Raw genomic sequence first — 25,714 nt, 5'->3', positions numbered from 1 at the left:
CCCTCAGCTCTTCGCCGCGACCTTGGCGAACGCGTTGCGAAGCGCGTCTTCGGCGAAGGGCTTGAGCACGACGGGCGCGTCGAAGCGTCCGGTCAGCTGCTCGACCTCGCCGTAGCCGGTGGCGAAGACGAAGGGAACGCTCAGCGCCGCTAGACGCTCGGCCACGGGCTCGGACGTCTCCTGGCCGAGGTTCACGTCGAGGAGGGCGAAGTCGAACGCGGCCGACGCCAACTCGGAGAGCGCGTCCGTCGCGCGGGAGGCCATCACGACGTCCTCCGCGCCCATGGCCTGCAACATCATCTCGGCGTCCAGTCCGATGATCATGTTGTCCTCGACGATCAGTACCCGGCCGTGGACGCCGCCGCGCGGACCGGCCGGGGCCTTCTTCGCGGTTCTGGGCGCCGCGTGCCCCGCGACGAAGTGGGACGGGATGCAGAAGCGGCCCTTGATGCCGCCGAGTTCGTAGTGAAGCTCCGCGGTGCCTTTGAGTTCGAAGGGAATGGAGCGCTCGATGATGGTGCTGCCGAAGCCCCGGCGCTTGGGCACCTGGACGGCGGGGCCGCCCTGTTCGCGCCACTCGAGGCAGAGGTCGCCGTTTTCTTCGATCACCGTACGGACGGCGACGCTGCCCGCGGAATCGCTCAAGGCGCCGTACTTCATGGCGTTCGTCAGCAACTCGTGGACGACGAGCGCGAGGACGGTGTGCGCCGTCGGGGTGATGAGGACGTCGTCTCCTTCGACGCGAACGCGGGCGTGCTTCTCACCGCTATAGGCCTGCGCTTCCGTCTCTATCAGTTCCCAAAGCGAACCCGGCTGCCACTGCTCCTGCGTGATCTGGTCGTGCGCGCGGGCGAGCGCCTGGATACGGCCGCCTACGACCGCGACGAAGTCGTCGATCGACTGCTCGTCGGACCGCGACTGCCCGACGAGGCCTCTGATCAGGTTCAGGATGTTCCGGACCCGGTGGTTGAGCTCGGCGATCAGGAGCTCCTGCCGCTCGTGGGCGGCGGCGCGCTCCTGCGCGGCCTCGTCGGTCAGCCGGAGGATCACTTCGATCATCGTCACGCGGAGGGTCTCCGCGATGGCGACCTCCGCGTCCGTCCAGGGCAGGCTGTGCGCGCTGACCGTCTCCTTCCACGCCTCGAAGCTCTTGCGCGGCGTCAGGCGGACGCCGTTCGGCCCGTGGGTGACCGCCTTGTCGGGGCGTCCGGCCCAAGTCACCGTCCTTGCGACCTCTTGGCGGAAGAGAACGAGGTAGTCGCGCGGGGTCCGGCTGATTGGGATCGCCAGGACGCCCGCGGCACGGTCCACGAACGCCTCGGCCTCCGGCATCGTGCCGGCCAGGTGGTCCGAAGCGTAGATCCGGCTCGCGCCCGCGCGGTTGAGGAACTTGGCGAGCGAACGCAAGTGGTCCGGCTCCGGCGTCTGGCCGGACCGCTGGATCTTTCCGTCGAGGAACAGCGCCACGCCGTCGAAGGCGATCACTTCGCCGAGCGACTCTGCGAAGACGTCGAAGTTCTCGGCGATGTCTCTGCTGTCCGCGAGGAGTACGGAAAGGTTGCGGTGCGCGAGGCTTGCCCGGTCGGCGAGCATCCGCGCCTCGTCGCCTTCGCGCTGCTCGAGGACGTAGGAGTAGAACTGTCCGAACAGTTCGCACAGCGTCCGGGTGGGGTAGGGGACGACGCGCGGCGCGTAGTGGTGACACGCGAACAGACCCCAAAGCTCGCCGCGCCGCAGGATCGAGATCGACATGGAGGCGTGGACGCCCATGTTCGTGAGGTACTCGCAGTGGATCGGCGAGCTGGCCCGTAGCGTGCTCATCGACAGGTCGAGCGGCTCGCCTTCGGGGCTCAGATAGGGCTCGATCGGGACCGGTTCCTCCGCCACGTCCGAGATGATGCGCAGCAGGTTGCGTTCGTAGAGCGCGCGCGCCTGCTTGGGGATGTCGGAGGCAGGGTAGCGAAGGTTCAGATAGGGTTCGAGGTGGCTGGATCGCGCCTCGGCGACGACTTCGCCGGAGCCGTCCGGAGAGAACTTGTAGACCATGACGCGGTCGAAGCCGGTCAGGGCCCGCACCTGCTTCGCCCCGATCTCGTAGATCTCCTTCAGGCTCGAAGCGCGCGTCACCCGGTCGATCAGGGGGCGGACGTGGCTCGCATCGTGGTCCGCCTGCTCGCGCTGCCTGTGCTCGACCTCCAGGACGAAGGAGTTGCCCGAGACGTGAAGCGCCACGTCGAAGCGGCGGTCCGCGACGAGTTCGATGTCGAAGATCCGCTCGACCGCGTCCGCGAAGCTCAGCTGGTTGAGCCGCCGGCGCAGCGCGCTCGCAGCGTTCGGCAGGATCCAGTCGGACAGGCGAGAGCCGACGAGGTCTTCGTGCGGCACGCCCAGGAACTCGCTGACGTTCGCCGAGGCAGAGCCGACGATCCAGTCCGAGGAGAAGGCGATGAGCGCGCCGAAGGGTTGGATCCCGCCGATGATGTGAATCGGCTCTCGGTCGCACGTCGTCAGGTCCGCCGCCTCGGGACGTTGGCTCTGTTGGCGGCTCTGTCGGCGCGGATCGTTCATGCGGAAGTCACTCTTAGCGCCTCGGAGAGCCCTGCGGCCCTGAACTGATCGAACGCGGCGCGGGCGCCGGCCTCGACCTTCTCTTTGGGAAACGACCTGTCTTTGAGCAGATCGAGGAGGGCGCGCCAACAGGCGTCGGTCTCCCGGTCGGAGAGGTAGGCGCCGGGCCCCCGCCCGCCGGCTTCGCGCCACTGCCGCTCCAGGACGCGTCCGCCGAGGCGGGAGCCCGCGACGACGTAGTAGGCGCCCAGGCGCTCCGCCTCGCCGGGAAGCGCCAGGAGCGGACGGGCGGGCGGCAGATCGCCGAGCGCGGCGAGGTCGGCCTCGAGCAGCGGCAGCAGGCGGATGGGCGGCAGGCCGTAGGGCGGCGGGTCGAGCGGCAGGCTCGTCAGGGCCGCGTGGTGCGCGCGCAGGAACGCCGCGTAGCCCTGCGGATCGCCCAGCTCGAAACGGTCGAAGACCGCATCGACCGTTTCGTGCGCCTCACGCGTGTCCGTTCTGAGCTCGAAGCGCAGCGCAGTCATGACGGGCCTCTTCCGTTCGGGAGGGCGCCCGGACCGCGGGGTCCGCTCGCGCTCTCGGCAGGCATGCGGCGGAGCGCGCCCTTCATGTTGATTCTGAAGGGGCCGCGATCTAACCGCAAGGAGAACGATACCGGCTCAAGGTTTTCCATGTCTCAAGATTACGACGTCGTCGTCATCGGCGGCGGCCCCGGCGGCTACAACGCCGCGATCCGCGCCGCGCAGCTCGGCCTCAAGACCGCTTGTGTCGACGCGCGCCAGAACACGCGCTTCGGCGGCACCTGCCTGAACGTCGGCTGCATCCCGTCCAAGGCGCTGCTGCACGCCTCGGAAGCCTTCGAGAACGCGAACGCGCACTTCGAGGCTCTCGGCATCGAGATCGGCAAGCTTTCGCTGAACCTGCCCAAGATGCTCGCGCAGAAGGACGAGGCGGTCGCGGGCCTGACGAACGGCATCGACTACCTCTTCAAGAAGAACAAGGTCGAGGGCATTCACGGCAAGGGCCGGATCACTGGCAAGGGCCAGGTGACGGTCACGGGCCCTGACGGCGAGAAGCAGCTCACGGCGAAGAACATCGTCGTCGCGACCGGCTCCGACGTCCTGTCCTTGCCCGGCGTGACGATCGACGAGGAGCGGATCGTCAGCTCGACGGGCGCGCTCTCGTTGCCCGAAGTGCCGAAGAAGCTGATCGTCGTCGGCGGCGGCTACATCGGGCTCGAGCTCGGCTCGGTCTGGCGCCGCCTCGGCGCCGAGGTCGAGGTCGTCGAGTTCCTGGACCGCATCACCCCCGGCATGGACGCGGAGCTGTCGCGCGGCTTCATGCGGATCCTCAAGAAGCAGGGCATGAGCTTCCGCCTGTCGACCAAGGTCACCGGCATCGAGAAGACCAAGGCCGGCGTGAAGGTTTCGGTCGAGCCGGCGCAAGGCGGCGCGGCCGAGACGCTCGAGGCCGACGTCGTGCTCATCGCCATCGGCCGCAAGCCCTACACCGAGGGCCTCGGGCTCGAGACGGTGGGCATCAAGACCGACAAGCGCGGCTTCATTCCGGTCGACGATCACTGGCGCACAGGGGCCGAGGGCATCTACGCGATCGGCGACGTGACGCCGGGCCCGATGCTCGCGCACAAGGCGGAGGAAGAGGCCGTCGCGGTCGCCGAGGTCATCGCGGGGCTTCCGGGCCACGTCGACTACGGCATCATTCCGGGCGTCGTCTATACCGACCCCGAGGTCGCCACCGTCGGTCTGACCGAGGAGCAGCTGAAGGAGGAGGGCCGCGCCTACAAGGTCGGCAAGTTCCCCTTCACCGCGAACTCCCGCGCCAAGACCAATCACGAGACGGACGGCTTCGTGAAGGTGCTGGCCGACGCCGAGACCGACAAGGTCCTTGGCGTCCACATGATCGGCACCGGGGTCGGCGAGATGATCGCCGAAGCCTGCCTCGTCATGGCCTTCGGCGGCGCGTCCGAGGACATCGCCCGCACCTGCCACCCGCACCCGACCCGCACCGAAGCCCTTCGTCAGGCCGCGATGGGCGTCGAGGGCTGGACCATGCAGGCCTGAGGTGAACGGCGGCACCGATGAAGGCGGAGCGGGAGGCCAGGAAGACGAGATAGACGAGCGCCATCCGACCGAGAGCATCCTGCACAGGGCGGTCGAGAAGGCGCGCGAGGACGGCGACCTGTCGGTCGACGAGCTCCTCGGCATGTTCGGCTCGCGATCCTTGGGTCCGCTCCTCATCCTCTTCGGCCTGATCGCCGCGGTGCCGCCGATCGGCGGCATTCCGCTCGTGCCGACGACGATGGGCGTCCTGACCTTGCTGACGGCCTCCCAGCTCGCGCTCGGACGCCGGTCCGTCTGGGTGCCGGGCTTCATCGGGCGCCGCGCGATCGGTCTGGGCAAGCTCGAGAAGGCCGAGGCGAAGGCGCGCAAGGTCACCACCAGGATCGACGCGCTCGTGCGCCGCCGGCTTCATCTTCTGACGAGCGGCGTCATGGAGCGCGTCGTACCGCTCTTCGCGTGCGTTCTCGCGCTGACCATGCCGCCCTTGGAGTTCGTGCCGTTCGGCGTCGCCGTCCCTGGCCTTGCCCTCGTCGGCCTCGGCCTCGGCCTCGTCTCGAAGGACGGCGCGTTCACCCTCGTCGGCCTGATCATCGGCTCGGCGACGGCGGCGCTGCTGATCTTCATCGTGCCGTGGGAGAAGGTCGGCGAGCTGTTCGGAGGCGGCGCGTGACGTCTTGGTCGCCCACCTTGCCGGACCTCGTCGGTTTCTTCGGCGTCGCCCTTCTCATAGGCGCCTACGCCGCGCTTCAGATCGGACGGCTTCGCCAGGAGAACCCCTGGTACTCCGGCCTCAACGCTCTCGCCGCGGCGCTCATCACCGTCAGCCTGATCTTCAGCTTCAACGCGGCGAGCTTCGTGATCGAGGTCTTCTGGTTCGCGATCAGCCTCTACGGCCTCTGGCGCTCGCTCAAAGCGAGGCGGCTGAGGAGGTCGGGCCAGAAAGCGGGCGGCGAGGCGTAAGCCTCTCGCGGCAGGCCGACGGCTGAACCGGGCCAGGCCGCATCGCCCGGCGAGCGTGCGACGAGGTGCGCATGAAGCTGCGGCACCATGTTGCCGAACAGCGCGACGTTGAGCTTGGCCGCGCCGGTGGCCGCGAGAAGGGCGTCGCCGGCCCTCTCGACGTCACGCCAGAACGCCGCCCGATCGCCAGGAAGAAGGTCCATGACCTCGCGCACGCCGACCCGGCGAGGCACGAGGACCAGCCAGGGAAACCGCGCCTCGTTCCGAAGCAGGACACGGCACAAGGGCAGGTCAGCCGTTGCGGCTCCCTCCTCGGCGAGGCGGGGATCGATCTTCATCGGCATCGCTCTTCCCACCGGACGGGAACGCTGGCTAAGGTCGTCGCCAAGTCAAAACGATGCGACCGCCCCGCGCGAAGCGGGGGCCACGACGCGTGAGCACGCCGCAGAGGAAACATGGCACTCAACATCATCATCATCTTCTCGCTCATCGGCGGGATCGGCATGGCCATCGCGCTCTGGCAGATCCGCAACCACCCGAAGGGGCTCTACATCCTCTTCTTCGTGGAGATGTGGGAGCGGTTCTCCTATTACGGGATGCGGGCGCTCCTGGTCCTCTACCTGACCAAGCACTTCTTGTTCACGCAGGACGCGGCCTACGGCCTCTACGGCGCCTACACGACGCTCGTTTACATCCTGCCGGTGATCGGCGGCTTCCTCGCGGACCGCTACCTGGGGCAGCGCCGGGCCGTGGCCATCGGGGCGGCGCTCCTCGTCATCGGACACGGCCTGATGGCGGTCGAGGGCGATCCGGTCGCCGCCGGGCAGACGCCCGACTTGGCGGTCCTGAACATCTTCTACCTGGCGCTCGCCTTCATCATCCTCGGCGTCGGCTTCCTCAAGGCGAACATCTCCGCCATGGTCGGGCAGCTCTATCCCAAGACCGACCTTCGCCGGGACGGGGCCTTCACGCTCTTCTACGTCGGCATCAACTCGGGGAGCTTCATCGGCGCCCTTTGGTGCGGCTTCCTCGGCGAGACCTACGGGTGGAACTACGGCTTCGGCCTTGCCGGCGTCGGCATGCTCGCGGGCCTGATCGTTTTCCTATGGGGAAAGGCGCTGCTTCAGGGGGCGGGCGAACTCGCCGACGAGGCGAAGGTGCGGGCGATCCGCGTCGCCGGCATGTCGCCGCAGGTGCTGATCTATCTCGGCACCGCAGGGATGCTGCTGCTCGTCTGGTGGCTCGTGCGTGACCAGGGCACCGTCGCCGCCGTCCTATGGCCGGTCATGGCGGTCACCTACGCCTACATCCTCTACCGGGCGGTCGCGACGCTGACCCCGCACGAGCGGGACCGGATCTTCGCGGCGCTGATCCTCATCTCGCTTCAGGTCCTGTTCTGGGCGCTGTTCGAGCAGGCGGGGTCGTCGCTCAACATCTACACCGACCAGCAGGTCGACCGGACCGTGTTCGGCGCGGAGCTTCCGGCGTCCGTCTTCCAGTCGTTGAACGCCTTCTACATCATCTACCTCGGACCGCTCTTCGCGGCGCTGTGGATCTTCCTCGCGAAGCGGGGGCTCGAGCCCACGGCACCGCAGAAGTTCGGCCTCGGCATCGTGCAGCTCGGCCTCGGCTTCCTCGTCCTCGTATGGGGCGCGGCGTCGGGCACGAACCTCACCCCGGTAGTCTTCATCTTCCTGATCTACCTGCTGCACACGACGGGCGAGTTGTTCGTCTCGCCGGTGGGCCTATCGGCGATGACGCGGCTGTCGCCTGGCCACATGGTCGGCCTGATCATGGGGGCGTGGTTCCTGGCGTCCGGGGCGGGCAACATGGTGGCCTCGCAGATCGCGCAGGCGACCGGTTCGGGCGAGCTCGAAGAAGCCTACGATCCCGAACTCGTCATGGAGGTCTACTCGCGGATCGGGTGGATCGCCGTCGCGGTCGGGATCGGGCTCGTGCTCGTCTCGCCGCTCATCAACCGGCTGATGCACCTGAACACGCTCAAGGACGACGCGATGCCCGGCATGCGCGAGCACCAATCGGAGACGCCGATCGACCAGACGCCGCAAGGCGGAACGGTCAGGCCCGCCGAGTAGCGCTCAGCCCGTCAGCGCGTCCCGCGCGGCGGCGGCGAGGTCCGCCGTCGCCGCGACGACCGCCGTGCCGTCCCAGCCTTCGCGCAAGGGGCGGCCGGCCCAGTCGGTGACGGTTCCGCCCGCCGCTTCGACGACCGGCGCCACGGCGGCCACGTCGTGCCATTTGAGCTGCGCCTCGACGACGAGGTCCATCTGACCCGACGCGACGAGGCCGAAGGCGTAGGAGTCGAGCCCCTGACGCAGGAGGCGGCCCCCCTCGGCGAGCCGTCCGACGCGGCCCGCCTCGTCCGCGCTGAGGTAGGCCCCCCGCGCGCACCTTATGTCGGTCACCATGATCCGCGCGTCGCTGAGCCTCGCGCAGCCGGACGTCCGCACCTCACGCTCGCCGCTGCGGTCCCGCAGGCGCGCGGGCAGCCCCCGGCCGCCCCACCAGCGTTCGCCCATCACCGGCTGGTCGATGATCCCGAGCATCGGCGTGCCTTCCTCTTCGAGGCCGATCAGCGTCGTCCAGAGCGGCACGCCGCAGACGAAGCTGCGCGTGCCGTCGACGGGGTCGAAGACCCAGCGCCAGCGGCCCGCGCCGGGCGTCTCGCCGTCCTCCTCGCCGAGGACGCCGTGGCCGGGCAGGGCGTCCAACACCGCGCGCCGCATCGCCCGCTCGGCCTCGCGGTCGGCGGCGGTCACGGGGTCGTAGGCCGAGGCGTCCTTGTTCTCGGCCGCGATGTCGGTGCGAAACCGCGGAACGGTCTGCGCGGCGGCGAGGTCGGCGAGGGTCAGGGCGAAGTCGAGGTGATCGGTCATCACCGGCTTGTCGGGCGCGGCATCCTGCCTATCAAGCCCGACAGGCGGTGATCCTCAGGCCGCGCTGCCGAGGGTCTTGGCGAGGTCGAGCAGCCGGCGGCGCGGGCCCTCGCTCATGTTGTAGTAGGCACGGATGAGATCGATCGTCTCCTTCGAGGTGAAGACCTCGGGCGCGATGAAGGTCTCGTCGTCCTCCGCGAAGCCGTGCTGCTGCACGATCTCCTCGCGCTCGTGCTGCGAGAGCCCTTCGAAGAAGAAGGACACCGGCACCTGCAGCGCCTCGGACAGCGTCCAGAGCCGCGAGGCGGAGACGCGGTTCGCGCCCGACTCGTACTTCTGGATCTGCTGGAACTTGATGCCGACGGCATCAGCCAGCCTCTGCTGCGTCATGCCGAGCAGGCAACGGCGTTGCCTCAGGCGTGCGCCTACGTGAAGGTCGATAGGATGGGCCATGTCTGCCACTCGCTCCCTTAAGTTCCAGTCCCAGTGGCAAGTCTTCAAGATGTATGCCGTTTCCGCGTGTGCGTGGCGAGAAAAGGGCAACTGTAAGGCTGCGTCGTTACTATGGTTAATTGCGGTAAGAAGGTCACAGGAGGCAACAAGTCCATGACGAACAACGGTAATCACCTCAGCCCAGCCCGCCTGTTCGACGTCGCCGGGCGCAATTGTGTCGTGACCGGCGGCACACGCGGGATCGGTCTCGACATGGCGCGGGTCCTCTGCGCGAACGGGGCGCGGGTCGTAGTGTCCTCCCGGAAGGCGGACGCCGTCGCGGCGGCCGTCGCCGAGCTCTCCGGCCTCGGCGAGGCAGGCGGGGTCGCCGCCGACCTCGGCACGCCAGCGGGAATCGAAACGCTCGCAGGCTTCGTTCGCGAAGGGACCGGCGCGATCGACCTCCTCGTCAACAATGCGGGCGCGACCTGGGGCGCCCCCCTCGGCGACTTCCCGGAGCAAGGCTGGGACAAGGTGATGGACGTGAACCTCAAGGGGCCGTTCTTCCTGACCCAGGCGCTCCTGCCGCTCCTGACCGCGCGGGCGGCGAGAGACCGCCCCGCCAAGATCGTCAACGTCGCCTCCGTCGAGGGCATGCGAGCCGGCGCGATGGACACCTACAGCTACGGCGCCTCCAAGGCGGCGCTGATCCACCTGACCGAGCACCTGGCAAGGCAGCTCGCGTCGCGCCACGTCACCGTCAACGCCGTCGCGCCCGGTCCCTTCGCGACGAAGATGATGAAGGGGACGATCGACGCGGTCGGCGAGGATGCGATCGCCCGCATGGTGCCGCTCGGGCGCCTGGGGCAACCGCGCGACGTGCACGCTGTGACGCTTCTGCTGGCGTCCGCGGCGTCCGACTATATGACCGGCAGCACGATCGCGTTGGGTGGGGGCCTCGGCCCCATCGGCTGACTCGCCCCGGCGGGGCGCGGGTTTAGATACCCGGTCTCCGGAAAGAGGAGCCCCGCGCATGGAAGCGCTGCACCAGAACATCGAGAACTTCGCGAACCTCAGCCATCCGCAGTACCAGCTCGTCGCGGTGCTCCTGATGATCGGCTACGGCGCGCACTTCGCCTTCTCCGTCTTCTTCCTGGCGGCCTCGACGCAGATCGCGCCGCGCTACCGGCTCGTCCCGTGGCTGTCGGCGGTCATCATGCTGGCGGCGGGGCTCAGCCTCCTGCGCGAGTACATCGCCTGGAGCGATTCCTTCACCTGGGTCGGCACGCAGTGGATGCCCGCGGCGGACACGGTGTTCTCCAACGCCTACCGCTACGCCAACTGGACGATCACCATTCCCCTGCTGCTCGCGCAGCTCCTGATCGCGCTCAACCTGCCGCAACGGACGATCCACAAGCGCTTCGCGGCCCTCGTCGTCGCCGCGATCGCGATGATCTGGACCGGGCTCATCGGCCAGTTCTTCGAGCATTCGAACGTCGGCACGATGCTCCTTTGGGGCTTCATCAGCACCATCCCCTTCGTCTACCTCGTTTGGGGCGTGTGGAAGTCGCTGCGAGAGTCCCGGGCGCACACCCCGCCGCAACTTCATGGCTGGCTGCACAACCTCTTCTTCTACTTCTTGTTCTTCTGGGGTCTCTACGCTCTCGCCTACATGGTCCCGGCGGTCGGAACGGATGGCGACGCCATCGTCGTGCGGCAGTTCATGTACACCGTCGCCGACATCTTCTCGAAGCTCGTCTACGGCGTGATCCTCAGCCGCTTCGTCCTCAGGCGCTCCGCCCTCGAGGGCTATGACGGCGCGGTCAAGGCGCTCGCTTCCTGGGCCGGCCTGACCGGCAGCGCGAGCGGCGAGCCGCTCGATGAGACGCCCTCCTCGCCGCAGGCAAAAGAGCTTTGAGCCGAGCGAGCCGCCCTTGCGAGGAACCCTCGCGGGGGCGGGCCCGTCTCCTCCTCAAGCATTGCGAGGAGTGAGGCATGGGCGGCGTGCTCAAGGACGGCGAGTGGGTCTCGGAGGAGAGCTTCGCGAACGAGGAGGGCCGCTACGACCGGCAGCCGAGCCAGTTCCGAGGCTGGCTGACGGCGGACGGCGCGCCCGGCCCCGACGGGCAGGAAGGCTTCAAGGCCGAAGCGGACCGCTACCACCTCTACGTCTCCTACGCCTGTCCGTGGGCGCACCGGACGCTGATCCTCCGCGCGCTGAAGGGGATCGAGGAGATGCTGCCCATCTCCGTCACCCACTGGCTGATGCGGGATCAGGGATGGACCTTCCACGAGGGTCCCGGCGTCATTCCCGACCCGATGGGCCACGAGACCCTGCACGGAATCTACCAGCACGCCGATCCCAAGGTGAACGGGAAGGCGACGGTGCCGGTCCTGTGGGACAAGAAGACGGAACGGATCGTCAACAACGAGTCCTCCGAAATCATCCGGATGCTGACCCGCGCCTTCGACGGGCTCGGCGCGAAGCCGCTCGACACCTACCCGGACGCGCTCAGAAGCGAGATCGACGAGGTCAACGAGCGCGTCTACCACACCGTCAACAACGGGGTTTACAAGGCGGGCTTCGCCGAGAAGCAGAAGGTCTACGAAGAGGAGGTCGAGAAGCTCTTCTCGTCCCTACGCTGGCTCGAAGACCGGCTCGAAGGCGAAGACTACCTCGTCGGGAACACGCTGACCGAGGCGGACATCCGCTTGCTGACGACGCTTCTGCGCTTCGACGCGGTCTATTACGGCCACTTCAAGTGCAACGTGACGCGCATCGCCGACATGCCGAACCTGCACCGCTACATGCTGGGCCTGGCGCGGATGCCCGAGGTCGCAGGCACCATCCACCTCGACCACATCAAAGGCCACTACTACGGCAGCCACCGGTCGATAAACCCGACCGGCATCGTACCGGTCGGGCCTGAGCTCGACTTCGGCTCGGCGCCGCTCCCGGACGCGGGAAACGCTTGACGCCGGACCCCGCTTCTATGGGCTAGGCGGGACGGAGGACGTGGACCACTGTGCGCTTCGCGCGACGAGTCGAGCTATGGCCGCCGGAGGGGAAGGCCATGATCGACGATCCGGAAGCGCCGATCGAAACGAACAAGCGCTTCGGCATAGCCTGGCTCGACAAGGCGCCAAGGCCATTGTTGCCCGCTGTCATCGGTATCATCGGTCTCCGATCACCACCGTCGTGGACCGCTTGAGCTTAAAGGTCGGTGTTTTCTCCCTCCACCGAACAACTGCGAACGGTCTCTGCGCTGTCGTCCGCCGGAAAGCGGCTCCCGGGCACGGTCCGCTGCAGGTAGAGATGACCTGTCGCCCGTAGCTCCCCCGTTGCTCGGTCCCTGATACCTTCAAACCTTCCGCGTATCTGGCGTGCATCGATGCGGAGGGCTGGATCGAAGACTCCGACGTGCCGACGACTGATATGCTCTCCCAGACCCCCATGCCGGGCCGTCGGCCATTCTGCAGAAAAGTAGATCGGTTCGTAGGCCCCCACGACCTCGTCTACGTCCTCTCCGACTATGCAATCAGGTGACGTTCCACCTGAGCATTCGACGTTGGATAGAGTGTATCGGCGGACGTTCTCGGGCCGCTCCAACGCGAGGTTTCTTTGCTCTCCGGGTGCGCGTGCCAGGTCGAAGACATCGACGAATGCATAACCGCCTTGCAGGGCGCGGACACAGGCGCCACTGCACCAGCCGTTGCGGCCGTAGAGGGCTGCACCCCTGCTATGATCAATCTCTGCAAGCGACACATTAGTGAACACGTCGCAGATAAGGTCCATCTCGTCCTGTAAGGACTCTGCGCGGGCGGCGCTGAAGGGAGCGACGACCGTATTTATCCCAGCATCAAGCACGAAGGCCGTGGCCACGCATCCACTGGTAGATAAGCCGACGATTAGCGCGATAACTATTGCATCGGTTCTCACTGCGATCATCCTCCAACCATTATGAGCATCATAAAGGATAATCCCTGCATTCATCGTGATCTCTACCAGTAGATCCCCGGCAGGGAAATGCACCAAAACGCCTTCCGCGACTAGGATCTAAGAAGTCTGCGATTCTCTGCGAGGCTGCTGGCACCTCTCCCCAACGAAGCATCTTGATGAGTGCTGTGCGAACATATCGCCTTCACAGAATATCTCTCTCTTCCGGACCGACAAGTATTAGTCCGCTATAAATGATGGTTCACCTTGGGCAGAAACTGGCCTAAGTGCGATTGGCGTGAAGGACTTCAACAGCTATCGCTGTGTTGCGAGTGCACAAAGGACCGGTGAAGTTCTGGTGTGTGTCGTCTCTCGTCTATTCTTGCCTTAGTGCGAACTTCCGACTTCGACGAGTAACGACCGTTCGGGTTGTTCTACATCGTCGGTCCGCGGCACAAAACTTATCCCCGCCCTCGCATCCCGTGCCATTCTCCCCCCGTCGCGGCAGGGCCGGGGCTGGGCGGACAGCTGACGTCTCCCTTGCCTGCCGCCACGAGGTCACGTGCTGGCGAAGTCTGGATGATGGAATGCATCCCACTTGGTCAGGCCAGACACGCGCCGGGCGAGCTGAAGAACGGCCCCGGCGGATCGCGCTGAGGAGCGTGGAGGACTTCGTGCCGCGCAGCGAGCGAGGGTGTGGGACCCCTTGCGCCGCAGACAACCTACTACCACCCCGAACTGCGGCGAGCCGCGCGCGGGACACCCCGGACCATCGTACCACTGCGCAAGCGGACGCGAACGGCTGTTCGCTTCGCGCCCACGGGGTCGGGCGTACCGCTACGAGGAAACGTTACTCGTTTCCGTTCAGGCCGCCTTCGCCGCCTTCTTCCGCTCGTTCGGGTCGAGGTGCCGCTTGCGCAGGCGGACCGATTGCGGCGTCACTTCGACGAGCTCGTCGTCGCCGATGTAGGAGATCGCCTGCTCGAGGCTCAAGCGACGGGGCGGGGTCAGGCGGACGGCGTCGTCCTTGCCGGCGGCGCGGATGTTGGTCAGCTGCTTGGCCTTGAGGGGGTTCACCTCGAGGTCCTGGGGCTTCGCGTTCTCGCCGATGATCATGCCCTGATAGACGGGCACGCCGGGCTCGATGAAGAGGACGCCGCGCTCCTCGATGTTCCAAAGGGCGTATGGGACCGCGTTGCCAGAGCCGTTGGCGATGAGGACGCCGTTCCGGCGGCTCTCGACGGGGCCCCTATGCGGTCCGTGCTCCTTGTACACACGGTTCATCACGCCCGTGCCGCGCGTGTCGGTCAGGAACTTGCCGTGATAGCCGATGAGGGCGCGGGCAGGGCCTTCGAGGACCAGGCGCGTCTTGCCGCCGCCCGCGGGCTTCATCTCGCGCAGGTCGCAGCGGCGCTGGGTCAGCTCGTCGATGACGGCGCCCGAGTACTCCTCGTCGACGTCGATGACGATCTCCTCGATCGGCTCCATCGTCTGGCCGTCCACCTCGCGAAGGAGGACGCGCGGGCGGCTGACCGACATCTCGAAACCTTCGCGGCGCATGTTCTCGATCAGGACGCCGAGCTGCAGCTCGCCGCGCCCCGCGACCTCGAAGGCGTCCTTGTCGGCGCTCTCGGTCACGCGGATGGCGACGTCGCCCTCGGCCTGGCGGAACAGGCGCTCGCGGATGACCCGCGACTGGACCTTGTCGCCCTCGCGGCCCGCGAGCGGGCTGTCGTTGGGCGAGATGCTGACGGACAGCGTCGGCGGGTCGATCGTCCGGGCGGGCAGCGCCTCGGTGATCGCGGGGTCGCAGAGCGTATCGGAGACGGACGCCTTGGAGAGGCCCGAGATCGCGACGATGTCGCCGGGCTCGGCCGTCTCGACGGGCTGGCGCGAGAGGCCGCGGAAGGCGAGGACCTTCGAGACGCGGGCCTGCTCGACCAGCGTGCCTTTGACCGATAGCGCCTTCAGCGTCTGGCCGACGCGCGGACGGCCCGAGACGATGCGGCCCGTCAGGATGCGGCCGAGGAACGGATCGGCCTCGAGCGTGGTCGCCAGCATTTGGAAGGGCAGCTCGGCCGCGCCGTCGGGCAGGCTCGGCTCCGGCACGCGCTCGAGGATCGTCTCGAAGAGCGGACCTAGATCCTTCTTCGCGCCGTCCTCCTCGCGGTCGGCCCAGCCCTCCTTGCCGCTCGCGTAGAGGGCGGGGAAGTCGAGTTGGTCCTCGTCCGCGCCCAGGGCCGCGAAGAGGTCGAAGGCCTCGTCCAGGACGCGGTCGGGCTCGGCGTTCGGCCGGTCGACCTTGTTGAGGACTACGATCGGCTTGAGGCCGAGGGCGAGCGCCTTGGAGAGGACGAACTTCGTCTGCGGCATGGTGCCTTCCTCGGCATCCACGAGGAGGACGCAGCCGTCGACCATGGAGAGGATCCGCTCGACCTCGCCGCCGAAGTCCGCGTGGCCGGGCGTGTCGACGATGTTGATCCGCGCCTCGCCGAACTCGGGCGAGTCCCAGGTGACGCTGGTCGTCTTGGCGAGGATGGTGATGCCCCGCTCGCGTTCGATGTCGTTCGAATCCATCGCGCGTTCGGCCATCTCGGCGTTCTCGCGCACGGCGCCCGACTGGCGGAGGAGGGCGTCGACGAGGGTGGTCTTGCCATGGTCGACGTGCGCGATGATCGCGACGTTACGAAGCGTGGTCATGTCGGGGGTCTTTCGCAAGTGCGAAGGCCGTCTAGCAGGGATCGGGCGGAAGGAAAGGGGCGTCATCGACGCGGCACGCCGGGCGTTGTGCCGGCGGGGCTCGTCCGTCACAGTTCGGCCTCTCAGCCAGGGGCAATCCATGAAGAAGATCTACGCCGCCGTCTTCGCCGCGGGCTTGGCCTCGGCCGGACCGGCTCGCGCCGCGCTCGAGCCGGCGACGCTTACCGAGTGCCTGATCGAAAACCACGAGCCGAGCGCCGACGCGCAGTTTCGCGAGTTTCTGATCGCGGCGTTGCAGGAGAACAAGCTCGGAGCCCAGAAGGTCATGCTGACCTTCGGCATGGGCGTGGCATCGGTCGCCATGCAGCAATGCGGCGTCGGCATGATGGCGCTGCGGGAGCCGGCGTTCCAGAAGGGCGTCGAAGGCTATGGCATGTGGCTCGGCGAGCGGGTCATGACCGAGGCCATGGCGCAGATCGGTCTTTGAACGATTCTGAAGGGCTCTGATCACGAGCCCTGTTGCCAAGGCAATTCCGCGCCGTTATCAGGCCCGCCTGCCCTGGGGCTATAGCTCAGTTGGTAGAGCGCTTGAATGGCATTCAAGAGGTCGGCGGTTCGATTCCGCCTAGCTCCACCAGGGCCCGCCTGCGCGCGAAGAGCGCCATTCCCGACCAGAACAAGACGGCGGCGGGCGGAACGGGCACGGCGGCGGCCTTTTCGAACTCATCGAGCTCAGCCATCCGGAAGGCCGCATTGTTCGACCGTCCGAACGCGCCCGTCAGCGTCGTCCCGCCGAGGTAGTTGAAGACCGTATCGAGGGTGAGCGGACCTTCGAAGTCCTCGGCGAACTGCAGGGTGATGTCGGACAGCATGCCGGACCGGCCGGGAATGTAGTTCGACCATGTACCGGCGGTCGCAACGAAGCTGAGCTCGTTTCCGGCCAGCGTCCCCCGTGTGATCGCATCGTCGAGGCGGGCGCTCGCGCCTCTTCCCCACTCGAAGGCGCTGAAGATCGATTGGTTGATCGAGTAGATGTCGTCACCGACCCGAACCGTCACCTCGAACAAGGAGAGGTAGGCCGGTTGATCGTGCCCGAGGTTGCGGTCGTCGGTCGATACGCTGACGACGAGCTCCTCGCCCTCCGTCGTGCGCGCATCGAAAGCGACCGTGATCGCGTGAGCCGGCGTGTGCGCGAGAAGCGCCCAACCGCCAGCGAGAAACTTCACCAAGCGTCTCATCGTTTGCCCTCGCACTAACATCACGTGTTTGTGATCGAGCGATCTTCAGATCCGGTGAAGAGACTTGGTTACTCCGCGGCAACATCTTCGTTGGCCGCGACGAACCCGCCGGACTGCCGCGCCCAGAGGCTGGCGTAGAGGCCGCCGCGTTCCAGAAGCTCCGCATGGGTTCCCATCTCTACGATCCTGCCTGCGTCCATGACGACCAGACGGTCCATGGCAGCGATGGTGGAGAGGCGGTGAGCGATGGCGAGGACCGTTCTTCCGGCGGTGATCGTGTCCATGCGGTCCTGGATGGCAGCCTCGACTTCGCTGTCGAGCGCCGAGGTCGCCTCGTCGAGAACGAGGATGGGGGCATCCTTCAGGATGACGCGGGCGAGGGCGATCCTCTGGCGCTGCCCGCCGGACAGCTTGACCCCGCGCTCGCCGACGAGCGCATCGAGGCCCTGGCGTCCCTTGTCGTCGCGCAACGCCGCGATGAAGGACCAGGCTTCGGCCTTGCGCGCGGCTTCGATGATGTCCGCCTCCGTCGCATCGGGTCGCCCGTAGGCGATGTTCTCGCGTATCGAGCGGTGAAGGAGCGAGGTGTCCTGGCTGACGACGGCGATCTGGCGGCGAAGCGAATCCTGCGTGACGGCGGCCACGTCCTGCCCGTCGATCCGGACGCTGCCCTCGTCAGGCTCGTAGAGGCGGAGGAGAAGGCTGACGAGCGTGGACTTGCCCGCGCCAGACCGGCCGATGAGGCCGACCTTCTCTCCGGGCGCGATGGTGAGGGACAGGTCCTCGATCACCGCCGGTCCGCGACCATAGGCGAAGCGGACGCCTTCATAGGCGACCTCGCCGCGCGGCACCTCTAGCGCGTCCGTCGTCCGGTCGGTCACGGCGAGCGGCCGCGCCAGCGTCTCCATGCCGTTCTGCGCCATGCCGATGTTCTCGAAGAGGTTCGAGACCTCCCACAAGAAGTAGTGCGACAAGCCCTGGATCCGGAGCGACAGGGTCGAGGCGAAGGCCACCGTGCCGAGCGTGACGTCGCCCCGCCCCCAAAGCCAGACACCCAAGGAGAGCGTCGAGGCGATCAGGAAGCCGTTGAGGACGTGCAGCGACAAGGACAGGGCGGTCGCGAGCCGCATCTGCGGGTAGACGGTGCGCAGCATCGCGCCCATGCCGTCGCGCGCATAGGCGTCCTCCGCTTCGGAGGAAGAGAACATCTTCACCGTGGCGATGTTCGTATACGCATCGACGATCCTGCCCGTCAGCTGCGACCGCGCCTCGGACTGGGCCTCCGCGACGGCCCGAAGGCGCGGCAGGAAGATCCGCATGATCACGACGTAGCCGATCAGCCAGACGACCAGCGGCCCGGACAGGCGAACGTCGTTGGCCGCGAAGAGGACGAGTGCCGAACCGAAGTAGACGGCCATGTAGACCATGATGTTCGACAGCTTGACGACCGTGTCGCGCACGCCGAGCGCGGTCTGCATCAGCTTGGTCGCGAGGCGCCCCGCGAAGTCGCTCGCGAAGAAGGAAGTCGACTGGCGCAGGAGGTAGCGGTGTCCGCGCCAGCGGATCATCATCGGCATGTTGCCCATGATGCCCTGCAACTGAACGAGCTCGTCGAGGAGGGAGAGGAGCGGCCAGAGGACGCCGATCATCAGCGCGATGCCGAGGACGTGGCCCCCGTGGGCGTCCCAGAACGCCGCTGCCGTCTCTGCCTCGCCCATCCAATCGACGACCCGGCCGACGAGGTCGAAGGCGAAGACCTCAACGAAGCCGATCGCGGCGGCCAGCAATATGTTGATCAGAAGAAGAAAGCGGAACGGCCGGACGTAATGCCAGACGAACGGCAAGAAGCGGTCCGGCGGCGCGACGGGGCGCTCGTTCGGCAGGGGATCGACTAGTCGTTCGAACCAGGAGAACACGGGCCCGCCTCTGCCAGACCGCGCCGCGCTGCGCCAGGGGCTCTCAACGGCCGGTCGCGTCAGAATTGTGGCGCCTGCCGCATTTCAACCACAGTGACTCTTGATCGCGCGGGCGTGATTCGGCAAGGTTCGCTGGGGGACGAAGGGCCAGGGGTGCGATGCGGTCTTCTTGGATCTTGCCACGTCACGTCCACGTCTGTGACGGCGAAGAGCGCTGCGGCCTCGCCGGTCTGCCCCACCTCTTCTGCGTTCCGGTTCCGCCCTACGCGGAGCAAAAGCGTTCCGAAGAGGACGAAGAGTCGGCAAGCGATCAGATCGAGACGTTGGCCTGTCCCGCCCGGTGAGGCGAGCCGCCTGCATCTTCGGCTTCGGCCTGCTTCTCTCCGGCTGCGCCAGCACGAGCGGCCCTGCTCCGGCGGAAGGAAAACAGCCTACGGAAAGAGCCGTGTCCGCGCCCGGCCGGGCGGCCCCCTTCGACCTTACTCTTGGGGCGGATGGCGGCGATTGCGGCGGCGAGGTGACAACGCGTGGCGGCCAGGCTTTCCTTGCGCTCGACGACGGCACTCTTCTGAGCCTGGCGCCCCTCACCGTTACGCTTGCCGGAAGTCCGGTCGCCTATCACCCGCGCAACGCGGCGGGGGGCGCGCTGCTCGCCCGGTGCAATGCCGGCGAGATGACGCTGCCGAACGGCGTCCGCTTCGAAGGCGGCGCGAACGAGACGGCCTGCAACAGGTTCGAGCGGCAGGTCCTGGCGATCGAAGAGGCGGGTTGGCGTAGCGGCGAGGCGGGGGCCGTTCGGTGGCACGAGATCGAAGCGCAAGGTTCCGCTAGGGTGAACGGCGTTAACGTGCCGAGGGCCGAGCCGATCCTTCAGGGGGCGGACGACCCGGCCCCCGGCTTCTACGTCAGCCGCACGGCCCTGCGCGATGACGAGGGGTGGCCCTACCTTGACGCCGGCACGACGCGGTATGCGGGGGTCCGCCGGGACCAGGGCGTCCCTCTGGGCACTTACGGCGTCGCGCTGCGTGTGCGGGGCTGTCCGCCGGGCCGGGCCTGCGACCCCGTGCCCTTCATCGTCGGGGACTTCGCCCCGCGCGCCGGTACGGGCTCGGTCGCGCTCGCCCGCGCGGTGAGCGGTCTTCCCGAAGCGGCAGCCACTTCCGCGAACCGCTACCGAGGGCAGGTTCAGGGCCAGGACGTTCTGACCGTCTTCTTCGGCGGCGACGTGGACCAGGGCCCTTACGAAGCCGACCGGATCGTCGAGACGGCGAAGGCCGCCTTCGAAGCCTGGGGCGGCGAAGATCGTCTTCGCCGTTGTCGCCGCGTCTACGTTCCAGAAGCGGACGGCTGAGGCCGAGACGGTCCGCGTCCGCAGCGAGAGGCGCGCAGCCATGATCGGTTAGGCAGGAATCCGGGTACGGCGCGCCGCCCTGCGAACTTATCCCCGCCCCGTTTTTCCATGCCATGCTGCCCCCGTTCTCTCGGACAGGCCGGGCGGTGTGCACGCTACTCATCGGTTCGGGGGACGGTGATCCTAAGGCGAGCGGGCGTAGCGGCCCGTACCATGAGTGGCTGATCGGGGCTCATGGCTCATCGCTGAAGGACGAGGGCTTCAAGCGCTATCGCGGACCAAGGCGCCGAAAGGTCGCCCCCTGCGAGGGCCCCTCGACAAGATCGCCGCCGGACGTTCACCGTTCTGGGCTACAGTATCACTTTCCCTTCGCGCTCAGCGCGGGGACGTCCGGACACCCGGCGACTTCGACACCGACGACAGGTCGGCGCTTCGGCGTGCCCGAAACCCGCCGGCCCAGCGACGCTGGCGCACCGGCCGAATGCCCGTGCCGCCAGCCCAGCGCTCAAGTAGCGAGCGCGAGCGAGCGGTAGCGCCACGAAAGAGAAACAACCCTTCTACAGTTGGAAGTCGTAGAGGTTGCCGAGACCCAAGAGGCGGGTCAGCGCGTCGAGCGCCTCGCGGCTCTCGTGAAGCAAGGCGGGATCGCCAAGATCCGTAGGCGTCAGCCGGTCGCGATAATGCGCCCGGACCCAGTCCTCGAGCGCGTCGATCCCCGCTTCGTCGAGGAGGACGCCCGGTGCGACGGCGGCGAGCTCCTCGTCGGTCAGAACGACCCTGAGGCGCAGGCAGGCGGGACCGCCGCCGTTCGCCATGGACTGCTTCACGTCGAGGAACTGTGCCTTCGCGATCGGGCCGTTGCCGCCGACATTGGCATCGACCCAGGCTTTGGTCGCTTCGTTCTCCTCGGCGTCGGTCGGCAGGACCAAGCTCATGCGGCCGCTCGGCAGCGTCACGAGCTGCGAGTTGAAGAGGTAGGAAGAGATCGCGTCCTCGAGCGGGAGCTCGTCCTCGGTCACCTCGATGAAGGTCGGCTCGAAGCCGAGCGCGGCGGCCTTGGCCGTGACCTCGGCGCGCATCTCGCCAGGGCGTTCATAAGCCTTCTGGTGATAGAGGAGGACCGTGCCGTTGCCGACGCCGACGACGTCGTTGTGGAAGGCGCCGGCGTCGATCGCCTCTTGGCTCTGCCGGACGAAGACGGTCCGGCCCTCGTCGAGCTTGTGACGGCGGAAGACGGCCTCGGAGGCTTCCTTCGCCTGTCGCGGCAGGAAGCGTACGGAGGAGAGGCGCTCGAAGGCGGACCGGCCATAGGTGAAGAGCTCGAGACCGGGCGCGCCGTGGCTCGCGGCGAGGCGGGTGTGGTTCGCCGCACCCTCGTCCCCCATCGCGCCGCCGCCGGGTACGGGCTCGTGGTGCACGAACGGATCCCCCGCGAAGATGGCGCGGAGGGCCCGGCCCGTGAAGGGGGGCTCGATCGAGCGGTGGAACATCGCTGCGAGGTTGGCGGGCGTGAAGTGCACCCGCTCGTCGTCCGTATCGGCCGAGGGACTGACGGTCGCGGCGTTCGCGGTCCACATCGCCGACGCCGAAGCGCAGTTGCGCAACAGCGTTGGGGCCTCCCGTCCCGCCCGCCGGATGACCTCGGCGTCGGTGCCGGTCAGGCCGAAACGGCGAAGCTTCGGCACGTAGGGCCGCTCGTGCGGCGGCAGGACGCCTTGTCTTATCCCCATCCTCAAGAGCGCCCGCATCTTGACGAGGCCCTGCAGGGCGGCTGCGCGAGGGTTGGAGGGCTCGTCGCCATGGCTCATCGAGGCGACGTTGCCGACCGACAGGCCGCCATAATTATGGGTCGGCCCGACCAGACCGTCGAAGTTGACCTCGACCGCGCTCACGCCAGCACCCCGACCATCGCTGCTTCGTCCTTGAGCGGCCCCGCCTCCATCATGCTCGCCATCGGCCATGCGCAGTAGTCGGCTGAGTAGTAGCCGGCGGGCCGGTGGTTGCCGGATAGACCGGGCCCCCCGAAGGGCGCGGCGCCCGACGCGCCCGTCGTCTGGCGGTTCCAGTTCACGATGCCGGCCCGGATGTCCGTCTTGAAGCGGTCCCAGAGCGCCTCGTCGTCGGAGAGGAGCCCGGCGGCGAGGCCGAAGCGCGTGTCGTTCGCGACGTGCAGCGCCTCGCCGAAGTCGGGCGTGCGGATCACCTGGAGGAGGGGGCCGAAGACCTCTTCGTCCTCGTGGCCCCCATGCGTGACGTCGAGGAGGCCGGGCGTGACGAAGGCCGCGCCGAGGTTCGAGCGTCCGGCGGGAACGATCGCCTTCGCGCCCGCGGCGAGCTTCGCTTCTTGCGCGTCCAGGACCGCGTCGGCCGATCGCGCGTCGATGACGGGACCCAGGAACGGTTCGGGCTCGTCCTCGGGCACGCCGAGGCGAAGGCGGGGAATGAGGTTCGCTACCGCCTCGACGATCCGGTCACCGGGCGCGCCGTCGGGCACGATCAGGCGGCGGGCGCAGGTGCACCGCTGGCCGGAGGTGATGAAGGCGGACTTGGCGACGACGCGTGCCGCCGCGTCCGCATCCTCGATGTCCCAAGCGATCAGCGGGTTGTTGCCGCCCAGCTCGAGCGCGAGGATCACCTCGGGCCGGCCCGCGAGCGCGCGGTGGATGGCGAGGCCGCCTTTGACGCCGCCGGTGAAGAGAACGCCGTTGGTGCGCGGATCGCCGATCAGCGCCTCGCCGACGGCCCGGCCGCCCTGGACGAGGTTGAGGACGCCGTCCGGCAGCCCCGCTTCGTGCCACCACGACACCATCAGCTCGGCGACGGCGGGGGTCTGTTCGGACGGCTTGAAGACGACCGTGTTGCCCGCGATCAGGGCCGGGACGATGTGCCCGTTCGGCAGGTGGCCGGGAAAGTTGAACGGGCCGATCACGACCATCGCGCCGTGGGGCCTGTGCGCGATGCGCAAGGTCGCCGCGGGCGTCTCCTTGGTCTCGGTCGGGGTGCGGTCGTGATAGGCTGACAGGGCGAGCTTCGCCTTGCCCGCGATCGCGCCGGCCTCGGTACGGGCGTCCCAAAGCGGCTTGCCGGTCTCCCGTGCGATCAGAAGCGCCATCTCCTCCTTGCGCTCGCTTGCGAGGCCGGAGTAGCGCTCGACGATCGCCACGCGCTCTTCGAGCGGGCGCTTCGACCAGCCCGGGAAGGCCGAGGCGGCGGCGTGCATCGCGTCCCACGCCTGATCCGTGCTTGCCGCTCGGCCCGTCCAAAGCGTCTGCGAGGTCGCGGGCGCAGCGGAAGTCATCTCTTCGCCGCCCCCGTCCGTCCACGCGCCGCCGATGTAGTTCTGTCCGGTCATAGCTTTGCCCTCACGGCTCGCAGCGGCGTCACCAGCGCCTTCTCGCCTTCGCTGAGGCCGAGGCGTTCGGCCTGGGCGGCATGTAGCGTTACGGTCTCCTTCGTCACGGGGCCCGACGCGATGAGGCTGGCGAAACCGCTCGCTGCGGGGCTCGCGACGAGTTCGGACGGGTCGCTCTCTTCGTCTCCGATCCTCACGGTCAGGGCGCGCGCCTTGCGGACCGTCCTGATCTGGTCGAGCCGGCACTCGAGGCTGGGTCCGCCGTCGAAGATGTCGATGCAGCGCGTCCACTCGAAGCCTTCGGTTTCGAGCATGCGCATCGCGTACTGAGAGGTGGAATGCGGCTTGCCGATCGTCTCTCGAGCCTCGTCGGGCAGCAGGTCCACGTAGATCGGATATTTGGGCATCAGGTCCGCGATGAAACGGAAGTCCTGCGCCGAGCGCCTGTCCGCTTCTTGAAAGCTCAGGTGAAAGAACCGGCTCGCGACAGCATCCCAGAACGGCGAGCGGTCCTCTTCGTCGAACCAGCCCCTGATCTCCGCCATCACCCGCGGGCCGAAGCGCTCCCGGTGGAGGGCGAGGAAGGCGAAGCGGGACAAGGAGAGAAGACGGCCCGCTCCCTTGCCGCGGGCGGCGTCCCCGACCAGCAGCGTGCCGATCTCGGTGTAGCCGTGGAAGTCGTTGACGAGGTGCAGAACGTCCGTCTCGGCCCGGATGTCGAGTTCCGGCGCCTGGGCTGCGACGTGGCTGAGACGGTAGGAGTAGAACGGACGGTCCGCGCCGAGATCGGGGAAGATGCTGGCCATGCCGACGGCTCGCGTCCCGTCGTCGAGGACGAAGAAGAAGACGTCCTTCGGTCCGGCTTTGCCCTGGCCGGCGAAGGCGGCTTCGGACAGCGCGATGCGCTCCGCCATGGCCGAAGGCGAGGAGGGGACGGTCGTCATGCCCGTGCCGGAGGTCGCGGCGATCTCGCAAAGCGCGTCGAGGTCCGACATGCGGACGGGGCGGACGGAGAGGAAGCTCATGCGGCCTCCGCGTCCAGACGGGCGGGCCACGGAACTTGGCCCGAACCGAGCAGCATCAGGAGGAGGAGCGAGAGCTTGGCCCGCGGCACGAAGCTGTCCTTGACCGTGTATTCCTGGTCGGAGTGGATCTTTCCGCCGACGACGCCGAGCGTGTCGACGTTGGGCAGGCCCGCCGCCGCGAGGTTGTTGCCGTCGCAACATCCGCCCGTCGGCGCCCAGTCGATGCCGATTCCCAGGCTCGATCCGGCTTGCCTGACCGCATCGAAGAGCATCGCGGTGCCCCCGCGCATCTCCTTGACCGGCCGGTGGACGCCGCCGTGAAGCTCGACGCGGATGCCGGCGCCGAAGCCTTCGGCCGCGTTACCTTCGTCCACCGTGCGGCGGATCTGAGCGTCGACCCAGGTGAGGTCCTCGGTCCGCCGCCCGCGCACGTTCATGCGGACGAGGCAGAGGTCGGGCACGACGTTGGTCGCCTGACCGCCGCCGATGACGCCGAGGTTCAAGGTGACCCCGTCGCGTTGTCCGTTCAGCCGGTCGATCGCGCCCATCAGGCGCGCGGCGCCGAGGATCGCGTTGCGGCCCTTCTCGAACTCGCGTCCCGCATGCGCGGCGAGGCCGCGCACGGTGAAGGTGTAGTGCCCGGACCCCGCCCGCGCGCCCGCCAGCGTGCCGTCGGGCAGAGCGGGCTCGTAGACGAGGCCGATGTCGGCGGCGAGCGCGCGTTCGTGGAGGACGGAGGCGGAGGCGTGGCTGCCCGTCTCCTCGTCGGAGTTGAGGACGACGTCGATGCCGACCTCGTCCGCGTAAGGCGTCTTCAGGAAGGTCGAGGCGGCCTCGAGCATGACGCGGATGCCGCCCTTCATGTCCGCGACGCCGGGACCGTGCAGCGTGCCGTCGCCCCGGTCCTCGGCCCGCTGGAAGTCGGCGGTCTTGGGGAAGACGGTGTCGAGGTGGCCGGTCATCAGCACGCGCCGCTTCGCTTCGGGCCGAGCGGTGAGGACGTGGACCGGCCCGCGCTCGATCTCGGCCTCGCGCCCGTCCGCGTCGATCTCGGTCACTTCGGACGGGGGCAGGGTGCGTGCCTCGAAGCCTGCCGCTTCGAACTGCGGCAGGACCTCGCCCGCGACGCGTTCGAGGCCGGGCAGGTTCTGGGTGCCCGAGTTGATCGCGGACCAGGCGAGCACGTCGCGCGCCATGGCGTCGCCGCGGCCGTCGAGGCTGGCGAGGATGTCTTTGAAGCTGGGGTCGAGACTCATG

The 25,714-nt window shown here is 67.8% G+C and carries 23 protein-coding genes and 1 tRNA gene; 12 read left to right on the top strand and 12 right to left on the bottom strand.

Features of this window, described 5'->3' with window-relative positions:
- Nucleotides 1–3: 3 nt before the first annotated feature.
- Complete coding sequence (locus GGQ59_RS00975; protein ID WP_183815001.1) at nucleotides 4–2,568, bottom strand: HWE histidine kinase domain-containing protein; 2,565 nt, start codon at nucleotides 2,566–2,568, stop codon at nucleotides 4–6.
- Nucleotides 2,565–3,092 (bottom strand): biliverdin-producing heme oxygenase, encoded by a 528-nt coding sequence (locus GGQ59_RS00970; protein WP_183814999.1) that lies wholly within the window; start codon nucleotides 3,090–3,092, stop codon nucleotides 2,565–2,567. The genes GGQ59_RS00975 and GGQ59_RS00970 overlap by 4 nt, the downstream gene beginning before the upstream one ends.
- 147 nt (nucleotides 3,093–3,239) lie before the next feature.
- On the opposite strand from GGQ59_RS00970, the gene lpdA reads away from it, so the two are divergent.
- From lpdA to GGQ59_RS00955, 3 genes are read left to right on the top strand one after another with little or no spacing between them, the layout of a single operon-like run.
- Entirely contained in the window at nucleotides 3,240–4,649 is a 1,410-nt protein-coding gene (gene lpdA / locus GGQ59_RS00965) for a dihydrolipoyl dehydrogenase (protein ID WP_183814997.1), read from the top strand.
- A 1-nt stretch (nucleotide 4,650) separates the two neighbouring features.
- Nucleotides 4,651–5,319, top strand: coding sequence for an exopolysaccharide biosynthesis protein (locus GGQ59_RS00960; protein ID WP_183814996.1), 669 nt, complete (start codon nucleotides 4,651–4,653; stop codon nucleotides 5,317–5,319).
- Complete coding sequence (locus GGQ59_RS00955; RefSeq protein WP_183814995.1) at nucleotides 5,316–5,609, top strand: CBU_0592 family membrane protein; 294 nt, start codon at nucleotides 5,316–5,318, stop codon at nucleotides 5,607–5,609. The genes GGQ59_RS00960 and GGQ59_RS00955 overlap by 4 nt, the downstream gene beginning before the upstream one ends.
- Here GGQ59_RS00955 and GGQ59_RS00950 read toward each other — a convergent pair.
- Nucleotides 5,537–5,947: an HIT domain-containing protein gene (locus GGQ59_RS00950; RefSeq protein ID WP_246408221.1), complete on the bottom strand. Its 411-nt coding sequence runs from the start codon at nucleotides 5,945–5,947 to the stop codon at nucleotides 5,537–5,539. The two genes, GGQ59_RS00955 and GGQ59_RS00950, sit on opposite strands and share 73 nt — an antisense overlap.
- Before the next feature lie 117 nt (nucleotides 5,948–6,064).
- On the opposite strand from GGQ59_RS00950, the gene GGQ59_RS00945 reads away from it, so the two are divergent.
- Nucleotides 6,065–7,705 carry a peptide MFS transporter gene (locus GGQ59_RS00945; RefSeq protein ID WP_183814993.1) on the top strand — a complete coding sequence of 547 codons (1,641 nt, stop codon included), beginning with the start codon at nucleotides 6,065–6,067 and terminating at the stop codon, nucleotides 7,703–7,705.
- A 3-nt stretch (nucleotides 7,706–7,708) separates the two neighbouring features.
- Here GGQ59_RS00945 and GGQ59_RS00940 read toward each other — a convergent pair whose 3' ends face one another.
- Complete coding sequence (locus GGQ59_RS00940) at nucleotides 7,709–8,506, bottom strand: inositol monophosphatase family protein (RefSeq protein WP_183814992.1); 798 nt, start codon at nucleotides 8,504–8,506, stop codon at nucleotides 7,709–7,711.
- A gap of 54 nt (nucleotides 8,507–8,560) precedes the next feature.
- Entirely contained in the window at nucleotides 8,561–8,959 is a 399-nt protein-coding gene (locus GGQ59_RS00935) for a helix-turn-helix domain-containing protein (protein WP_183816632.1), read from the bottom strand.
- 153 nt (nucleotides 8,960–9,112) lie between these two features.
- On the opposite strand from GGQ59_RS00935, the gene GGQ59_RS00930 reads away from it, so the two are divergent.
- The 4 genes from GGQ59_RS00930 to GGQ59_RS00915 all read left to right on the top strand — a co-directional run bounded on the left by GGQ59_RS00930 (nucleotide 9,113) and on the right by GGQ59_RS00915 (nucleotide 12,150).
- Nucleotides 9,113–9,913 carry an SDR family oxidoreductase gene (locus GGQ59_RS00930; protein ID WP_183814991.1) on the top strand — a complete coding sequence of 267 codons (801 nt, stop codon included), beginning with the start codon at nucleotides 9,113–9,115 and terminating at the stop codon, nucleotides 9,911–9,913.
- 58 nt (nucleotides 9,914–9,971) lie between these two features.
- A complete protein-coding gene (locus GGQ59_RS00925; RefSeq protein WP_183814989.1) occupies nucleotides 9,972–10,856 on the top strand; it encodes a bacteriorhodopsin in 885 nt (294 codons plus the stop codon).
- 77 nt (nucleotides 10,857–10,933) lie between these two features.
- Complete coding sequence (locus GGQ59_RS00920) at nucleotides 10,934–11,914, top strand: glutathione S-transferase family protein (protein ID WP_183814986.1); 981 nt, start codon at nucleotides 10,934–10,936, stop codon at nucleotides 11,912–11,914.
- Between the two features lie 98 nt (nucleotides 11,915–12,012).
- Complete coding sequence (locus GGQ59_RS00915) at nucleotides 12,013–12,150, top strand: hypothetical protein (RefSeq protein ID WP_183814984.1); 138 nt, start codon at nucleotides 12,013–12,015, stop codon at nucleotides 12,148–12,150.
- Between the two features lie 2 nt (nucleotides 12,151–12,152).
- Here the strand turns inward: GGQ59_RS00915 and GGQ59_RS00910 are convergent, their stop codons facing one another.
- Entirely contained in the window at nucleotides 12,153–12,971 is an 819-nt protein-coding gene (locus tag GGQ59_RS00910; RefSeq protein ID WP_183814982.1) for a hypothetical protein, read from the bottom strand.
- 768 nt (nucleotides 12,972–13,739) lie between these two features.
- Nucleotides 13,740–15,575 (bottom strand): translational GTPase TypA, encoded by a 1,836-nt coding sequence (gene typA, locus GGQ59_RS00905; protein ID WP_183814980.1) that lies wholly within the window; start codon nucleotides 15,573–15,575, stop codon nucleotides 13,740–13,742.
- 139 nt (nucleotides 15,576–15,714) lie between these two features.
- Here typA and GGQ59_RS00900 point away from each other — a divergent pair, with 139 nt between their 5' ends.
- The gene (locus GGQ59_RS00900) at nucleotides 15,715–16,062 is read left to right on the top strand and encodes a hypothetical protein (RefSeq protein WP_183814978.1); all 348 of its coding nucleotides are present in this window, start codon (nucleotides 15,715–15,717) and stop codon (nucleotides 16,060–16,062) included.
- 74 nt (nucleotides 16,063–16,136) lie between these two features.
- A tRNA-Ala gene (locus GGQ59_RS00895) sits at nucleotides 16,137–16,212 on the top strand.
- A gap of 669 nt (nucleotides 16,213–16,881) precedes the next feature.
- On the opposite strand, the gene GGQ59_RS00890 is transcribed toward GGQ59_RS00895, so the two are convergent.
- A complete protein-coding gene (locus GGQ59_RS00890) occupies nucleotides 16,882–18,729 on the bottom strand; it encodes an ATP-binding cassette domain-containing protein (RefSeq protein WP_183814976.1) in 1,848 nt (615 codons plus the stop codon).
- 176 nt (nucleotides 18,730–18,905) lie between these two features.
- Here GGQ59_RS00890 and GGQ59_RS00885 point away from each other — a divergent pair, with 176 nt between their 5' ends.
- Nucleotides 18,906–19,073 carry a hypothetical protein gene (locus GGQ59_RS00885; protein ID WP_183814974.1) on the top strand — a complete coding sequence of 56 codons (168 nt, stop codon included), beginning with the start codon at nucleotides 18,906–18,908 and terminating at the stop codon, nucleotides 19,071–19,073.
- A gap of 101 nt (nucleotides 19,074–19,174) precedes the next feature.
- Nucleotides 19,175–20,080, top strand: coding sequence for a hypothetical protein (locus tag GGQ59_RS00880; RefSeq protein ID WP_183814972.1), 906 nt, complete (start codon nucleotides 19,175–19,177; stop codon nucleotides 20,078–20,080).
- Nucleotides 20,081–20,637: 557 nt separating this feature from the next.
- Here GGQ59_RS00880 and astB read toward each other — a convergent pair.
- The 4 genes from astB to GGQ59_RS00860 are packed head-to-tail and all read right to left on the bottom strand — an operon-like array spanning nucleotide 20,638 to nucleotide 25,713.
- Nucleotides 20,638–21,972 (bottom strand): N-succinylarginine dihydrolase, encoded by a 1,335-nt coding sequence (gene astB, locus GGQ59_RS00875; RefSeq protein ID WP_183814970.1) that lies wholly within the window; start codon nucleotides 21,970–21,972, stop codon nucleotides 20,638–20,640.
- Complete coding sequence (gene astD, locus GGQ59_RS00870; RefSeq protein ID WP_183814968.1) at nucleotides 21,969–23,432, bottom strand: succinylglutamate-semialdehyde dehydrogenase; 1,464 nt, start codon at nucleotides 23,430–23,432, stop codon at nucleotides 21,969–21,971. Before astD ends, astB begins: the two co-directional genes overlap by 4 nt.
- The gene (locus tag GGQ59_RS00865; protein WP_183814967.1) at nucleotides 23,429–24,457 is read right to left on the bottom strand and encodes an arginine N-succinyltransferase; all 1,029 of its coding nucleotides are present in this window, start codon (nucleotides 24,455–24,457) and stop codon (nucleotides 23,429–23,431) included. The genes astD and GGQ59_RS00865 overlap by 4 nt, the downstream gene beginning before the upstream one ends.
- Nucleotides 24,454–25,713 (bottom strand): hydrolase, encoded by a 1,260-nt coding sequence (locus GGQ59_RS00860; protein ID WP_183814966.1) that lies wholly within the window; start codon nucleotides 25,711–25,713, stop codon nucleotides 24,454–24,456. Before GGQ59_RS00860 ends, GGQ59_RS00865 begins: the two co-directional genes overlap by 4 nt.
- Nucleotide 25,714: the final 1 nt, after the last annotated feature.

This window comes from Parvularcula dongshanensis, assembly GCF_014199615.1.
GTDB lineage: Bacteria > Pseudomonadota > Alphaproteobacteria > Caulobacterales > Parvularculaceae > Parvularcula > Parvularcula dongshanensis.
The sequence above is the reverse complement of the archived record's forward strand: the minus strand, read 5'-3'. Positions and strand labels throughout refer to the sequence as shown.

Coding starts and splice junctions, on each gene's coding strand:
- GGQ59_RS00975 (WP_183815001.1), bottom strand. CDS start 2,568: ATGAACGATCCGCGCCGACAGAGCCGCCAACAGAGCCAACGTCCCGAG.
- GGQ59_RS00970 (WP_183814999.1), bottom strand. CDS start 3,092: ATGACTGCGCTGCGCTTCGAGCTCAGAACGGACACGCGTGAGGCGCAC.
- lpdA (WP_183814997.1), top strand. CDS start 3,240: ATGTCTCAAGATTACGACGTCGTCGTCATCGGCGGCGGCCCCGGCGGC.
- GGQ59_RS00950 (WP_246408221.1), bottom strand. CDS start 5,947: ATGAAGATCGATCCCCGCCTCGCCGAGGAGGGAGCCGCAACGGCTGAC.
- GGQ59_RS00945 (WP_183814993.1), top strand. CDS start 6,065: ATGGCACTCAACATCATCATCATCTTCTCGCTCATCGGCGGGATCGGC.
- GGQ59_RS00940 (WP_183814992.1), bottom strand. CDS start 8,506: ATGACCGATCACCTCGACTTCGCCCTGACCCTCGCCGACCTCGCCGCC.
- GGQ59_RS00935 (WP_183816632.1), bottom strand. CDS start 8,959: ATGGCCCATCCTATCGACCTTCACGTAGGCGCACGCCTGAGGCAACGC.
- GGQ59_RS00930 (WP_183814991.1), top strand. CDS start 9,113: ATGACGAACAACGGTAATCACCTCAGCCCAGCCCGCCTGTTCGACGTC.
- GGQ59_RS00925 (WP_183814989.1), top strand. CDS start 9,972: ATGGAAGCGCTGCACCAGAACATCGAGAACTTCGCGAACCTCAGCCAT.
- GGQ59_RS00920 (WP_183814986.1), top strand. CDS start 10,934: ATGGGCGGCGTGCTCAAGGACGGCGAGTGGGTCTCGGAGGAGAGCTTC.
- GGQ59_RS00915 (WP_183814984.1), top strand. CDS start 12,013: ATGATCGACGATCCGGAAGCGCCGATCGAAACGAACAAGCGCTTCGGC.
- typA (WP_183814980.1), bottom strand. CDS start 15,575: ATGACCACGCTTCGTAACGTCGCGATCATCGCGCACGTCGACCATGGC.
- GGQ59_RS00900 (WP_183814978.1), top strand. CDS start 15,715: ATGAAGAAGATCTACGCCGCCGTCTTCGCCGCGGGCTTGGCCTCGGCC.
- astD (WP_183814968.1), bottom strand. CDS start 23,432: ATGACCGGACAGAACTACATCGGCGGCGCGTGGACGGACGGGGGCGGC.
- GGQ59_RS00865 (WP_183814967.1), bottom strand. CDS start 24,457: ATGAGCTTCCTCTCCGTCCGCCCCGTCCGCATGTCGGACCTCGACGCG.
- GGQ59_RS00860 (WP_183814966.1), bottom strand. CDS start 25,713: ATGAGTCTCGACCCCAGCTTCAAAGACATCCTCGCCAGCCTCGACGGC.